Here is a 14,843-nt window from a genome sequence, read left to right on the forward strand (position 1 = left end):
TCCTTTTCTATTATTTTTCATTTACCTGCATGACAAATGAATACCGATAGGTTTGATCCGAAAATAAGGTGAATTCAGGATGTGTCTTTGCAGCCCAGGAATCGTCACCGCCGACACCCATTTGCTTATGGTTTACACGTAAGTATGTTTTTGTTCGTTCCGGTAATTGATAGGTATGTCCTGTTTCTTGTAATTCTGTTGGTGAGTAGGCACCTGCATTGATTTCTACCAATGAATCACCCGTAACTTGGAGTTTCAATCCATGATCATTTTCAATCTCAAAATAGCGAACATCGATTTTATTGCCATTTTCCTGTGGTTTTAAATAGGGTGTAAATTGATTTTCCACTGTCGATTCGTAGCGGCCAATTTTTGCCCCTTTCTCACGGTCCCAATAATTTTCATGGGGACCTTTTCCATACCAAGAAATAGCTTCGAACGATTTGACTAACGGAATGATCAGGCCGATTTCCGGTATTTCAGGTAAGCCTTCACCGGGTGTAAGTTCAAAAGTAACCTGAACCTCCCCATCTCCAGTTATTTCATAATCAATCCTGCATCGTGATACAGGAGACGTTTGTAATTCTAGTACAGTCTTAATCTGAACGCCTCTTTCTAGTTCCATCACACTCAATTGTTGTAAAATTGCTGTCCTGCCTGCATGTTCCCAAATTCCTGCACGCTCACCCAATTTGTTCCCACGGTCATTATCTGTAAGTGCCCGCCAAAAATTTGGTACGATAGGCTCCGCTAATACCTCTGCTCCATCTTTCACCAATGAAGTAATGAACCCGGATAATTTGCTTACGGCAATGGAAAAAGTCTCACCCTTAATTTTCACTTGATCACCTGTCTCCTCTATGTTTTTAAGAGACTGGATTGGAGTGGAATGGACAAGGATTCGGTCTGATAATACAAATTGATCAAAAGCAATTTCATACCCTTTTTTAGCCCACAAGTAGTCTTTAGCTAAATGAAAGCTAATGGTAATGATATATTCTGCGTCTCGTTTCACATATTTCGTTACCAATTCATTAAGGTCAAGCGTTACTGATTTTAAAGGTTCACAAGATAGGGTGATGGTATCACTTGCAATCTCTTCCCCATCTCGCAGCATGGTCCATCTTGCTTCATATTCGTCAATATCAGTAAATAATTGCTTATTGATGACGGCAAATAGATTCTTCTCAAATCGCACATCTATTGGCTGATAGCATTTTTTTACTTCATATATTTTTGGTGTTAATGATCCATCTGCAAATAACAATCCATTGCCGCAGAAATTGCCATCATGTGGTGATTCACCAAAATCACCGCCATAGGCCAAGTACGTTTCCCCCGTTTTGGATGTAGTTTGAATGGCTTGATCTTTAAAATCCCAGATAAACCCGCCTTGTAAAATCGGATACTTATTAAATAAATCCGTATATTGATAGAGGTTTCCTAACGAATTCCCCATAGCATGGGCATATTCACAGATAATATATGGCTTTGCAGGTACATCACTTCTTTCAGCATGTAAGGCATATTCCTCCAACTTTGACGGATGTTCATACATCATACTTTCAATTTCTGAAGCGTCACTGGAAGGGCGATGATGCGCCACACCTTCGTAGTGAACCAGACGTGTTGGATCTTCTTTCTTTACATGCTCTTTCATCTTAATAAAGTTCGTTCCGCCGAAAGATTCATTACCAAGTGACCAAATCACGATGGAAGGATGATTCTTATCACGATGCAGCATCGAATGACAGCGATCAATTACATTTGCCGTCCACTCTTCCTTATCGCCTGGAATCGTATCGCCGACTTGGTCCTGACCATACGTCCATGAACCATGCGTCTCTAGGTTTGTTTCATCAATCACATACAACCCATATTGATCACATAATTCATAAAAATAAGGGTGGTTCGGATAGTGGGAAGTTCGTACGGCATTAATATTATGCTTTTTCATCGCTAGAACATCGTTCAGCATATCTTCTTTCGTAACGGAGCGGCCTCTTAGATGTGAAAACTCGTGGCGATTGACTCCATTAAATAAGACTCTTTTTCCATTAATCAACATCAGGCTATCTTTAATTTCAATTTTTCGAAAGCCCACTTTACAGCTTTGTGCTTCGATTATCCTGCCGTCACCGCTTTTCACTGCAACGACAAAGGTATATAGTGTTGGTTTCTCTGCACTCCAGAGTGAAGGGGAAATAATTTTCTTCACGACCTGCAACTGGCCGTCTTCTACTGTTTGCTGGTAATTTTCTGCGATTGTGTCGCTAAAGACGATTTGGCCATTTTGATCGTATAACTGCGCTTCAATGCTCACCAATTCTTTGGAAAGACATGCATAATTGCTTATCTTCATGTTCACAACTAAATCTGCATTCTCAAACTGTTCATCTAAATTGGTCTGCACGAAGTAATCAGAAACATGAAGAATCGGTGTCGTATATACGTACACATCCCTAAAAATACCGCTCAACCGCCAGAAATCCTGATCCTCTAACCAGCTGGCATCACTCCAGCGATAGACCTCAACAGCAAGTTTATTCTTCCCTTCGATTAAATAGGGTGAGAGGTCAAACTCACTCGGAGTGAAACTATCCTCACCGTAGCCAACTAAATCACCATTTACCCAAATGTAAAATGCGGACTCTACTCCTGCAAAATGAATATAAACAGGCTGGCTCTCCCACTCTTTTGGAAGTTCAAAATAGGTAATATATTGACCAACAGGATTGTATTTCGTTGGTGCAAATGGCGGTTTAAGCTCTTCTTGCTCTTCCCATGGATAACGTACATTTGTATATTGCGGATAATCATATCCATGAAATTGCCAATGTGACGGCACTTGAATTGTTTTCATCTTACTATCATCAAAATCTTCTTTAAAAAAATCTTTGCTCCTGCCAGCAGGATTCTCTGAAAAGGAAAACTTCCATTCCCCATTCAACAATTTACAGTTTGGGGACTTCATTCTGTCCATGTTCATAGCATCCTCAACCGATAAAAACGGCATACTTGTTGCATGTGCTGGCAAACGATTAAGCTGAAAAATTTCAGGATTGTTATTCCATTCCGGATAACCGTTCTTCGGTGGTGTATAGAAATACTTTTCTTTTGCTTTTAACATCGTTCCTTCCCCCTCACTTTGTTTCTAATGGACTATTCTCTTCAAACATACATGTCTGTTCATTGTGAATGTTCAATTCACTTTTTTTCATTTGTTTCACCTTTGCAAATGGTGCAAAATCCCCTTCATAGGTATTTCCTTCTAGTAACACATTTTTGCATGTGTCGAATTCAAATAAGACATCGTGAATTCCATCATAATCACTACTTGGACTTACCTTAACAATCTTATTTTCCTTTATCGTTAAATTTTCAACGTTTTCTGCTGAAACCACACATTCATGCTGCATATAAAAAGTGTTATTTTCCACTATAATATTTTTGTGAATCGGTACTGGCGATGGTATCTCGCCAAGCGGGATCGGATGTATATAGATCGCTGGTTTACGATAATCCCAATCTTCAACTGGATTTATATGAAAGATGTTCCCTCGAATCGTCATATCTCTGACAGGACCAGATTCATACCAATCGTTCGAATCATTGGAGATAAAGATTGTACTCATGGTGATAGTTTGAAAGTGATTGCCTTCAATCAACACTTTTTTCCGTGTTGTACAGAGGATTCCTCTTGTCGGAACATGGGCAAATCGATTATTCTTAATCACTACTTCTGGTGTATAAGTCACGTTTTCCATGACGTATAAAAATTCACCCTGCTCATTTTGCACGGTATCAAAAGGCAGCTCTTTGTTAAAGGATACTTGCATCGTTTGAAGATCATTTCCATCTTGTCCAGGATGAACAACCTTCGTTACCTCATATTCTTCAACGAATTCATCGGCCATTGTTGCTCGATTGAAAAAGGCTACTTTGTCACCAAGATGATATTGCGGGAACCCGCTTTGCTGCCGGTGTGCATAAATAACTTCTACTGTTTTTTCATTGATTATTTTTTGGACTCTGGTAAACGTTCCATGGATATTAATGGGATCATCATGGGGGTGCATGAACGTACACCCGTCCACCGTAATCACACCTTTAGCACCTGAAACATGAATGGAATCAGCAAAGCTCGATCCATGCTTACCCATCATGCTATTTGGGGTGAAATTAGTTGACTGGAACGTTATATCACCGCTCATTTGAACGAGGAAGCCAAAACCATGCAAGTAATGAATGGATATATTAGATAAACATACTTGTTCACTTTCCCAAATCATCGCACCAGCCGTATTCCGATCAATTACTTTACAAAATTCAAACACACTATGTTCAACCACTGCCTTTGGCATTGAGTCGTTGTAGTGGATACGGATTTTTCCTTTCTCTAATTCTTCTATTTTCTGTCTATTTTCCGCGAACGGCCCTTCATTGACTCCAAATCTTCTTTTTACTCCGCTCGTCTCATCAAATCCAACGATGACCATATCATTTTTAGAGCCTTCCTCTTTCCAATAATAGTCATTAGAATAAGGGCTCCTTTCACTTAACCAGTAAAAATACGGTTGATTTTCACTAACTTCATAGGGAACATGGTCCTCTAGTTTATAATCAGCATAATATCGCCCCTCTTCGGCAACAGTGCTCTCGACGACTAATTCTGATAAGGTTGATACCTCATAATCCCAAGAGAAGTTTTGTAAAGTGATATTTTTCGAGTGAAAAATCCCTAATCCCATCACATCCCCATGAAAATAAAAAAATGAACCATTTCCTTCAATCGTTAGATTCTCTTGTTCCTCGATTAGAAAGCAAACTGTCTTAATCGGATGTCTTCTCGTATCCGTATTGGATGTATGAAAGTTCCGTTTCGGTGCGTGATCAGGATAAAAATGATAGATTCCTTTCGGAAAAGATAGAATGATGTCTTCTTTTATTTCTTTTATATCTTGTAAAATTTTATGTACGATGGGGGAATAATCAATAATTGAGTTTGTTTCTCCCCCGAAGTCCCTTACATCTATGACCCTTGCTTTCATCTTTTTTTCCCGCCTTAATAAAAAAAAGAATACACGTCTATACATGACTTTCGTGTATTCTTTTTTATTATGTTCGTTTTTATTTTCCTACATCATATGCTTTTTGATAGATTTCTAAATAGCGGTCAACTTGTAAATTTTTAAAGCCATCAATATACTTATCCCAATCTTTTTCGATATCTTTTGAACCAGTCACAAATTGAACCATGTTTTCTTCAATGTACTTATTCATATTGATTTTTAATAGATTCACTTCATCTGCTTCTTTTGGATCAACCCATGCCGCTTCAAAATTAAATTGTTCTTGCGGCTCAAATCCATCGTATTTCAGCGTTGCGTTATACAATCTTCTTTCATATCCTTTTACAGAGAACTCATCTTGTTCAGCTGCGATTGAATCTCTCAGTGTTCTAGTCAGCGCTAGAGGACCTCTTTCTCCCCAACCAAAATGCACTTTATCTTCTTCTTTCATGTTAGGGTCCGCCTGAATAATTGCATATTTTGCTTGTTTTCCATTTAAATCAATGTCCTCTGGACCACCCTTTTTCCAATGAACACCTTCTTTACCTCTTGCAGTCATCATGCTGCCTTCTTCAGAATATAAGAAATCAGCTAATTTTATTAAGGCTTCCGCTTTTTTCCCTTTTGCTTTATTCGTAATCGCAAAAGTGAAATTATTGACATTACCATAATCGGAAGGTGTAAATTGAGCACCACCTGGCCCTTTTAACGGTGGAACAACATCATATGCTTTTGAAGGTTCCAAAGCGATATCTGAAATAACCGCCAAATGGCTTGCTGCACCGCCACCTAGGATAACATCACCTTGTGGCGTACCTAATTGTTTATAAGCCTCTGGATTCTGAGTAAATGCACCTTGATCAATTAAACCTGCTTTATATAAGGAATGAATATATTTCAATCCTTCCTTCCACTCTGGCTGTGTTGGAGCTAATAGTAATTTTCCATCATTTACATTAATATAATCTTTACCATTATTCGGTATAAATGCATTCATTAGAAAGATAGTAGGATCATCGCCAAGCATTGTACTTTCGCCGCTTAACGGGATTTCATCTTTTTTACCATTTCCATTTGGATCATTGTTCTTAAATGCTTCCATAACTGTTTTAAATTCTTCTGTTGTGGTTGGCATTTCTAAATTAAGCTTGTCCAGCCAATCTGTATTAATCCACATTTTTCCATACTTAGAGCAATGGAAACATTCATTTACTGGAGGCAGAGCATAAATATTACCATCCGGTGCAGTCATTCCTTTTTCTAAATAAGGAACCTCTGTCATCAATTTTTGAAGATTTGGTGCGTGTTCATCAATTAAATCATTTAACGGTAGGAAAACGCCTTCTTTCCCATATTTTTGCGCTTCAACTTTAGAAATATTATCTAACCAAGCAACGAGCAAATACGCATCTGGATAGTCACCGCTTGCCAGCGACAATTGGCGTTTTTCTTTTGCTGCATCTTGATTCGCGTCTTGCCAGTTAATTTTGATATTAAACTTTTCTTCAACCATTTTCGTAAATTCATTTTTCTCTCGATCAAATACTGGATCGTACGAAATAGTTGGTGTGAAGATCGATACTTCAATTGGTCCATTTGGATCTGAACCTTTACTTGAATTGTCTGATGAGCTGTTCTTGCTAGGAACACAGCCGGCAAAAAGTAAAACAATTGAAATCAGTAGCAGAAAAATAGCCGATAACCTCTTCATATAAACATCTCCTTTGTTTTTTACTAACGTTATTTAAATTTTAAAAACGTTCCAAACTGTTTTTAACCCTTTACTGATCCAATTAACATTCCTTTCACAAAATGCTTTTGAACAAATGGATATAGGATTAAAACTGGTAAACTTGAAATAACAATTAAAGAATACTTCATTAATTCCTTTAATCCTTGCATCTTCAAAATATCTTCTATATTAGCTGATGGATCGGTATTTAAAATGAGAAGACTTCTTAAAATTAGCTGTAAAGGATAAAGCTCTTCTGATTTTAAATAAATCAATGCATCAAAGTACATATTCCACTTCATTACGGCATACATGAGGACAAGAACAGCAATTATCGGTTTCGCAAGCGGCAATACGACTTTAAAGATAAAGCCAATATCACTGCAGCCATCCATTTCACTCGCTTCTACTAATTCATCTGGAATCGTAGATTGGAAGAATGTCCGAGCAATGATGACTTGGAACACGGCAAGAGCCGATGGAAGTAAAAGCGCCCAGACTGAATCGATTAAATTTAAATTTTTTACTACAAGATACAGCGGTATTAATCCACCATCAAAAATCATCGTAAAAACAAGTAAGATCATAATAAGTTTACGGCCATAAAACGATTTTCTTGAAAGAGGATAAGCAAGCATAATTGTTATACTTACACTAATAATAGTCCCTACTATAGTGTAAAACAGTGAATTCGAGAAACCTTGTAGAATTTGAGGATTCTTAAATACCGTCGTGTACCCTAATAGAGTTGGTTCAACAGGAAACAGCCATACTTGTCCGGATGTTACCGCAGAGGCGCTACTAAATGAAGCGCTCACAATATAGATGAGCGGATAGAGCACAGCAATTAAAATGAGAGCCAGGAATACATAAACTGCACACATAAAAAGGCGATCGATTTTTGATTCTTTTATTCTTATACTTTCTGTTTTCTTCATATCCTTCCCTCCTACCATAAGCTTGATGACGAGAATCGCTTCGAGATACTGTTAGCAGTAAAAATTAATATGAAGTTAACAATGGAATTAAATAAACCTACTGCGGATGCAAAGCTAAAGTTCGCCCCAAGCAATCCAACTTTATACACATAAGTAGAAATGACTTCAGATGAATTGGTATTCATTGGATTTTGTAATAGATAGATTTTTTCAAATCCCAGCGACATAATACTCCCAACATTAAGAATTAATAGGACAATAATAATCGGGAATATTCCTGGCAGGTCGACATTCATGATTTTTTGGAAGCGATTCGCTCCGTCGACCTTCGCCGCTTCATACAATTGTGTATCTACTCCTGCAAGAGCAGCTAAGTAAATAATTGTTGCATATCCGGTGTTTTGCCACACATCGGACCAAACATAGATGGATTTAAAATAAGTTGGATTCCCTAAAAAGTTGATTGGCTCGATTCCGAATAAACCTAAAATATTATTAACAAATCCTGCATTTGGTGACAGAAATAAGATAATAATCGACACCATGATAACAGTAGAGATAAAGTAAGGTGCATAAGTAATCGTTTGCACAAATTTCTTAAAACGGGCATTTTGAACTTCATTTAAAGCCAATGCTAATATTATCGGACAAATAAACCCTACAATTAATCCGTACACGCTTAACCCAAGTGTGTTTTTTAATAAGAGAGAAAAGTTAGGACTTTGAAAAAACGATTGGAAATACTTCATTCCCGCCCATTCACTGCCAAAAACTCCTTTTACCACACTATAGTCTTTAAACGCAATGACAATACCTGCCATCGGAACATACTTAAAGGTGATCAAAAAAATCAATGGGATTGCAACGAGGAAATATAATTGCCAGTGTTTCCTAATTTTTTTCCACCTTGAATGTTTCGAGACAACCTCTTTTTCAATTCCAACATTTTTCATTTGTTTTTGGTCCAATACTTCTACTTTCATATTACCCCCCCATTTTTAATCCGCTTTGGTGCGAAAATAATCTTAATCTTTCAAATTGTTACCGCTATCATAATTGAAATTTGAAAAACGGGAAAGATACGATTCATCTCATAACGTACAATAAAAAAACCCTTGATAATAAAGGGTTTTTTCAGCAATTGGATATGGAACCGTACATTTAATTTATAGGGTACAGTTATTTGAAAACAGAATATTTCCTACTTTTACGTACCTTTCAACATTTTTCGATATTCTGATGGCGAAGATCCAGTATTGCGTTTAAAGGCACGCCGAAAGGAATGTGCGCTGTTATAACCGGAATGCACAGCAATATCTTCAATCGCCTGATCGGATTGAACCAATTTTGATTTTGCAAAGTTAATCCTTACATCCTCAATATAATCTGAAATGTTTACTCCAACATGTTCTTTAAATACCGACGGAACCATTTTTTCAGGAAGACCAACAGCTTCAGAAATTTGATACAAGGTTAAATCAGGATCATTAAAATGGTGTTTAATCCATTCCTTCATCCTATGAATAACTTGCTGCCTGCCTGCGGTCTTATTTTCATAAATACTCTGAGCAATTTCAATCAAAATTTCTTTTATCTGCTCAATAGTTTTATGAAAACTGCTCTTTTTTAACAACAGTTCTTCTAAACGTTCTCGTATTTCATCTGCCTTTGCACTGTTCAATTGCGTATTTTTTGAAAGAATTCTTACCATTGTCCCATTCAAAGCGGCCAATAATTGGGCTCCTTTTTTGTTCGTTAACACTCTTCTTTCCACATTTTCAAGAAGTATTTTATCAATCAGCTCATTTACCTCATTTACTTCTCCGTTTTTTACGGCATTTATGAGGCGAAGTTCTACCTCAATAGGATAATAATAATCAATCGTGTCCTCTAGATAAGAATGTTCATGTTTATAAAGTGAGCCTTTTCCTTGAATGGATTGAATAAATGGTAAGCTTAACTTTGCCTCCTCAAAGGATTGATGAATATCTGTTAACTGTTCAAATTGGCTGCCCAAACCAATATTCACATTCAAACTAAATTTCTTTTCCACTTGTTTAATAAACAAATGAAGAGACTCTTCCAACTTTTTCGTTTCTTGAAGGGAAAGTTTTTTATCATAGGATAATAAGAAAAGGACTTGATCTTTATTGATATTGGAGTGCAGAGCCTCTCCTTTAAAATGATCTGTTAATTCATTTTGAATAAATAGTTGTGCGACATTCATTTCATCTAGCATCTCTTTATCTAGTTCATTCAACATATGAATAATTTGTACGATGAAAACAAAACCAAAAGAACCTTTTAACGGCAGGTTCGCTTGTTCGATTAGCAGTTGTGCCTCTTTTGAAGAAGTAAACTCCCCGGCAACTAATTTTCGAATCACCGAATCTTGCAAAATTGGTAATTGGTTTTGGATTTTATCCTTTAGCCGATCATTATTCACAATGATATCTTCCACATTGCTGTGGATGAAATCATATGGATTGGCTGCTTTTCCAATTTCAGTAATTTTCATAACGCCCAGAAGCCGATTTAGAGGAATACTATTTTTATATGAAAAAAGAAAGGCAGTAAATAGTCCAATAAGAATGGTCAAAAATGCAAGGACCGAACTAATCGTTTGAATAAAACTAACATCCTCAGATAATTTCTCTTTCGAAATGAGTGCAACATACGTCCACTTATTATTATTAGACTTCGTTTCAATATACATATATTTCTGTTCTTGATCCTTAATGGAGAATTTACCTGTTGACTTGTCTAATGAAATCATGTTTTTATCTATGTTATCGCCTGCAATTAAATTTCCTTTGTCATCTAGAATAAAGGTTGAACCGTCGTATTGGGAGGAAACTCTATTCAATAAGGATGTGATTTCCTTTTCGTCAATCATTACCACGATATTTGCTTTCGGATTTTTACTATTAAACGGGAGTGATTGTACATAAGTAATAATCGATTCTGTCTTTTTCCCCATCTTTACATCCGCTGAGGGTAAATAATAACGGGAAAGATACGTTTGATTGATGTTTTTTTTCCAATCCTCATAACTTAAACCTTCATAGGTATGGTTATCATAAAAGTCCTTTGTACGTACGTACGATGATTCAGGAGATACGATCGTGTCGATTTGATTAAAATAAATATAAAAATTATTAAATAACTTATTCGTATTCCAATACGGATTAATACTATTTTGAACTTTATAGATATCATAAGCGATATTTATATCTGCATTCGACGTTCGATACATCAATTGATTAATTTCCGGATTCAAGGACATCTGGTAAACAAAATTCTCAATCTCATCGTTTTTTTGATTGATAATGTCCTTCGTTTGATTGAGCAAGTTTTTACTGTTTTCACTTGCATAGTCTTTCATTTTATGAACACTGACTTGATAAATAACCAAACTAGCTAATAGCGGAATGATAAGAATCATTAGATAGGAGAATAAAAACTTTCTAAAAATCTTTATTTTTTCAAGTCTATCAAACATGATAAACACCTTCCTCCTGCAAAAATTATCGAGAAGCATTGCCCGATGCCTCGCCTGTTTAATTGGAATACCTGACAGGACCTTAATTTGAGGGCGTTTACATTCAATCCTGAATCATTATTTTTTAATATACTGTCACATCTTGATTAAATTTTAACATAAGATTCATACACATGGCATAGTTACCATGTTTTGGACCCTGCATTCCGTCAAAAATAACAGGGTACAAGTCTACTTAATATATTACAAAATAAAAGATTCGCGTTATCGATAACACGAATCTAACAAACTAATATAAGTATGTCAATAAATGAATTTTCCTAACTGCTTTGTTCGGATTTTGCACGCAATCGTGGACAAAAGAATAACCGGACATGAGATCTGCCCGGTTATTCAAATTCGTTTATTGTCTTTTGTAAAATCCGACTTCAGATAAATGAACAGGTCCGCGTGATTGTAAAATATTCAGCCTGAATTCAGTGCCTTTTACGGGCTCTGGTAAGACGATAATGCGCTTATAGCCGATCGATTCATTCGCGTAAATCTCTTCCCACTCGCCATTTTCATCACAAGCATCGATTGTGAAGGATTCAACTTGCTGGCCGTGGTGAATATTTTCTTGTAAGATGATTCGCTCAACTTCAACTGGCGCATCAAACGAAAAGGTTAAATGGCTTGGTTCAGTCGACTCCGCTTCCCAAGCTGTCTCATAGATTCCATCGATCACGTGATGCGGATCTGAACCTTCTTTTCCGTTTTCAGCTACAACGGTTGCTTCGGCGGTGTAGTTCACGGCAAAATCTCGCTTGATGCTTTCATGCCATTCAATCAGCCTTTTGACATCGACATCCGCGAATCGACCCGCTTTATTCGGTGGAATATTTAATAATAAAACAGAATTTCGAGCAATCGATTGATAGTAAATCTCCCTTAGTTCATCAAGGCTCTTCGGTTGTTGATGATCATGGTAAAACCACCCTTGCCGGATGCTGACATCGACCTCTGCTGGCCACCAGGTTAAATAGTCCATGCCATTCGCAGCGGCCTCAGCTAAGACGGGCCTGCTCCCTAAATCAGGTGCACTGAATTCAGGGTAGTATCCTTGTTTCCCATCAGGTAACATTTCGGCAGCGATTACACTCCACTCATTCTCACGTGCCCAGCCGGATTCATTCCCGACCCAGCGCACATCGGATCCAGTTATTGCAATGACTGCCTCGGGTTGCAGCTGATTGATCAACGTGTAAATGCTATCCCAATCATATTTCTCTGCCGTATCACCTGGAATATGCCCCTGCGCGCCATCAAACCATACTTCATCCACCTTGCCGTACTCTGTCAAAACTTCATAAAGCTGATTCATGAACATCTCACCATAATCCGTTCCAGGTAAATTAAACGTTGGCAGATCCTCATTCCCCTCACGGTCATCCCCTTCGACGAAGGTCGGAATCGTCCGCATTTTTCGTTCACTTTCATTCGCAAAAATTTTCTCCCTAAAGGCGCCGTGATCAGCTGGCGATAAGTACATACCGACTTTGATCCCGTATTTTCTCATCGAGTCGACAAATTCACGTAAAACATCGCCTTGGCCATCGCGCCAATCACTGCTTGCGACGCTAAAATCAGTGTATCTCGAAGGATAGAGCGCAAATCCATCATGGTGTTTGACCGTTAAGACCGCCATTTTGAAGCCACTAGCCTTTAATGCGCGTGCCCATTGATCCGTATCTAAATCCGTCGGATGAAACATTTTTGGATCATCATGCTTCCAAAGATCGCCCCACTCGACCTCATAATACGTATTGATGCCGTAGTGAATAAAGGCTGTTTGTTCATACTTTTGCCACTGGACTTGATTTGGGCGGGGACGAACGAGTGATGCTTTGGCAGCCAGTGAAGCTGGATATTCGTTAGGTTTAATTGGAATCTGATAGCCTGGTTCCAAATCCGTTCTGATGATGATCGGGCCACCTAATAAACTGAGCAACTCATTGGTAAATCCCCCTTGATAACGGGTGAATCCGACACCATAAACTTTACCCGCTAAACTCGAGCAATCTTTTCGTGGGCTCCCAGCATAAAATACTTGACCTTGTGGGCCATGAATTTTTTCATCTAGAGTGATCGTTGCGAGTTCAATTTGGTAGGACTGGAGTGTTAGCTCGTTCTCGTGATAGATCAGCGCGAGATGGAGCGCATCATCTTCAATCTCAAGTTCGGATAGATTGATCGTGATTGGGTCAGCTTCTTTGATGATGAGATCGACTGCGTTTGACTCTTTTGAACCTTGTAAAATGACGGATCCAGCGAATTCAAACAAGGTCGTCCCAGGCTTGAACGCTGAAGCTTCAATGATCAATTCGGCAAAATAATTTCCCGTTTGCTCAAGCGTTGTTTCGGTTGGTGTATAGGCAATATAGGAGCCGTCACCCGTCAAGTCGATTTGACCGAAATTACTGATCGTACCGCCATGAATGTGCAGTTTCCCATCGATCTGTTCGTCGTCTGTCGGCTGGTAAAGCGTCCCTTGCAGCTGTCCTTGTCCTAAGGCAAAAAGTTCCTTGGTCGTGCGTGAGAAATTCATCATTTTTAAAAGCGACGGATGAAATTCCCCATCAAATGTCGTGACGATCGCTCTTGAAAACGCCCCTTTGAGGCCGCGATCTGATCGGTCGGGATGCACGTCATTGCCAAAGCCGATCTCATGAGTCGTCGCTTCCCAAACGACCCGTCCATTCTTCGATTCAATCGTTGGGTACTCCACCCCATTGATAAAGGCGCGCATCTTTGCTCCATTTTCAGTTGGCTGATAGACAATCGCAAGTTTGTAGTCAAGTATTTGCTCAGGTACTTCAATCGTTTCTGTTACCGATGCCAACTGGCCATTTTGATTGAGATCAAAGCCATATTCGATTGTACGTTTTGTTTTATAGCGGACATAGAGATTTCCACCAACAGACAGAATCGTGTCGTAAGCTTCAGGTGTTTCTATTGGTCTAAATTGTGTTTCAATAATGACTGAGTCCTTGATTGGATTTGACGCTTTTAAAAACGTACGCGGGTTAAATGTGACCGCATCCTCGCCTCCTGTTAAAACTAATCTTCCTTGCATAATTGTTTCTTTGCCCGTCTGGCGCGTGAGATCACCATCCATCACTTCACCAGTCGGATTCGTATAGCCAAATTCAGTAGAAAAAAGACCGCCAAATGAGACATCGAGACGCTCTTCTAAACGATTATTTTTAGCCAAATCTACAGCTCCTCTCAATATATCTGTAATTAAAATTAGTAGTCAAAATGAATTAGCAAATTAAGTTGTAAGAGTTCCTCGCTGTTATCGGTAACGTAAATATAACAAATCGAGATAAATTGTCAACTAGTTTATCAAACCAATGTTATCGTTACCAATAAAATATTTTGCTAAAATTTATACAGGTTATTGGGGGGATATTCCATTCTCAGGTCAAAACTATTATAAAAATTTGAATTGACAGTATATTTTGTAGGTGTTATTTTAATGTTATCGATACCACAAAACACACCAACGTTTGTATTATTTTTATTGTAAGCGTTTAAAACGAAAACCGCACCATTAA

Annotated in this window: 7 protein-coding genes; all 7 read right to left on the reverse strand. The window is 38.0% G+C overall.

Annotation, left to right across the window (positions count from 1 at the left end):
* Window positions 1-10: 10 nt before the first annotated feature.
* The 7 genes from FAY30_RS26785 to FAY30_RS26815 all read right to left on the reverse strand — a co-directional run bounded on the left by FAY30_RS26785 (window position 11) and on the right by FAY30_RS26815 (window position 14,497).
* The gene (locus FAY30_RS26785) at window positions 11-3,130 is read right to left on the reverse strand and encodes a beta-galactosidase, LacZ type (protein WP_149873030.1); all 3,120 of its coding nucleotides are present in this window, start codon (window positions 3,128-3,130) and stop codon (window positions 11-13) included.
* A 13-nt stretch (window positions 3,131-3,143) separates the two neighbouring features.
* Window positions 3,144-5,051, reverse strand: coding sequence for a right-handed parallel beta-helix repeat-containing protein (locus FAY30_RS26790; RefSeq protein ID WP_190284966.1), 1,908 nt, complete (start codon window positions 5,049-5,051; stop codon window positions 3,144-3,146).
* A 79-nt stretch (window positions 5,052-5,130) separates the two neighbouring features.
* Entirely contained in the window at window positions 5,131-6,585 is a 1,455-nt protein-coding gene (locus tag FAY30_RS26795; protein WP_190284967.1) for an extracellular solute-binding protein, read from the reverse strand.
* A 260-nt stretch (window positions 6,586-6,845) separates the two neighbouring features.
* On the reverse strand, window positions 6,846-7,742 hold the full coding sequence (locus FAY30_RS26800) for a carbohydrate ABC transporter permease (protein WP_149873033.1): 897 nt from the start codon (window positions 7,740-7,742) through the stop codon (window positions 6,846-6,848).
* 11 nt (window positions 7,743-7,753) lie between these two features.
* On the reverse strand, window positions 7,754-8,725 hold the full coding sequence (locus FAY30_RS26805; RefSeq protein ID WP_149873034.1) for an ABC transporter permease: 972 nt from the start codon (window positions 8,723-8,725) through the stop codon (window positions 7,754-7,756).
* Between the two features lie 224 nt (window positions 8,726-8,949).
* Window positions 8,950-11,244, reverse strand: a complete 2,295-nt coding sequence (locus tag FAY30_RS26810; RefSeq protein ID WP_190284968.1) for a helix-turn-helix domain-containing protein — start codon at window positions 11,242-11,244, stop codon at window positions 8,950-8,952.
* Window positions 11,245-11,647: 403 nt separating this feature from the next.
* Window positions 11,648-14,497, reverse strand: coding sequence for an alpha-L-fucosidase (locus tag FAY30_RS26815; RefSeq protein WP_149873036.1), 2,850 nt, complete (start codon window positions 14,495-14,497; stop codon window positions 11,648-11,650).
* Between the last annotated feature and the right edge of the window lie 346 nt (window positions 14,498-14,843).

The organism is Bacillus sp. S3 (assembly GCF_005154805.1).
Lineage (GTDB): Bacteria > Bacillota > Bacilli > Bacillales > Cytobacillaceae > Neobacillus.

Coding starts and splice junctions, on each gene's coding strand:
- FAY30_RS26785 (WP_149873030.1), bottom strand. CDS start 3,130: ATGTTAAAAGCAAAAGAAAAGTATTTCTATACACCACCGAAGAACGGT.
- FAY30_RS26790 (WP_190284966.1), bottom strand. CDS start 5,051: ATGAAAGCAAGGGTCATAGATGTAAGGGACTTCGGGGGAGAAACAAAC.
- FAY30_RS26795 (WP_190284967.1), bottom strand. CDS start 6,585: ATGGTTGAAGAAAAGTTTAATATCAAAATTAACTGGCAAGACGCGAAT.
- FAY30_RS26800 (WP_149873033.1), bottom strand. CDS start 7,742: ATGAAGAAAACAGAAAGTATAAGAATAAAAGAATCAAAAATCGATCGC.
- FAY30_RS26805 (WP_149873034.1), bottom strand. CDS start 8,725: ATGAAAGTAGAAGTATTGGACCAAAAACAAATGAAAAATGTTGGAATT.
- FAY30_RS26810 (WP_190284968.1), bottom strand. CDS start 11,244: ATGTTTGATAGACTTGAAAAAATAAAGATTTTTAGAAAGTTTTTATTC.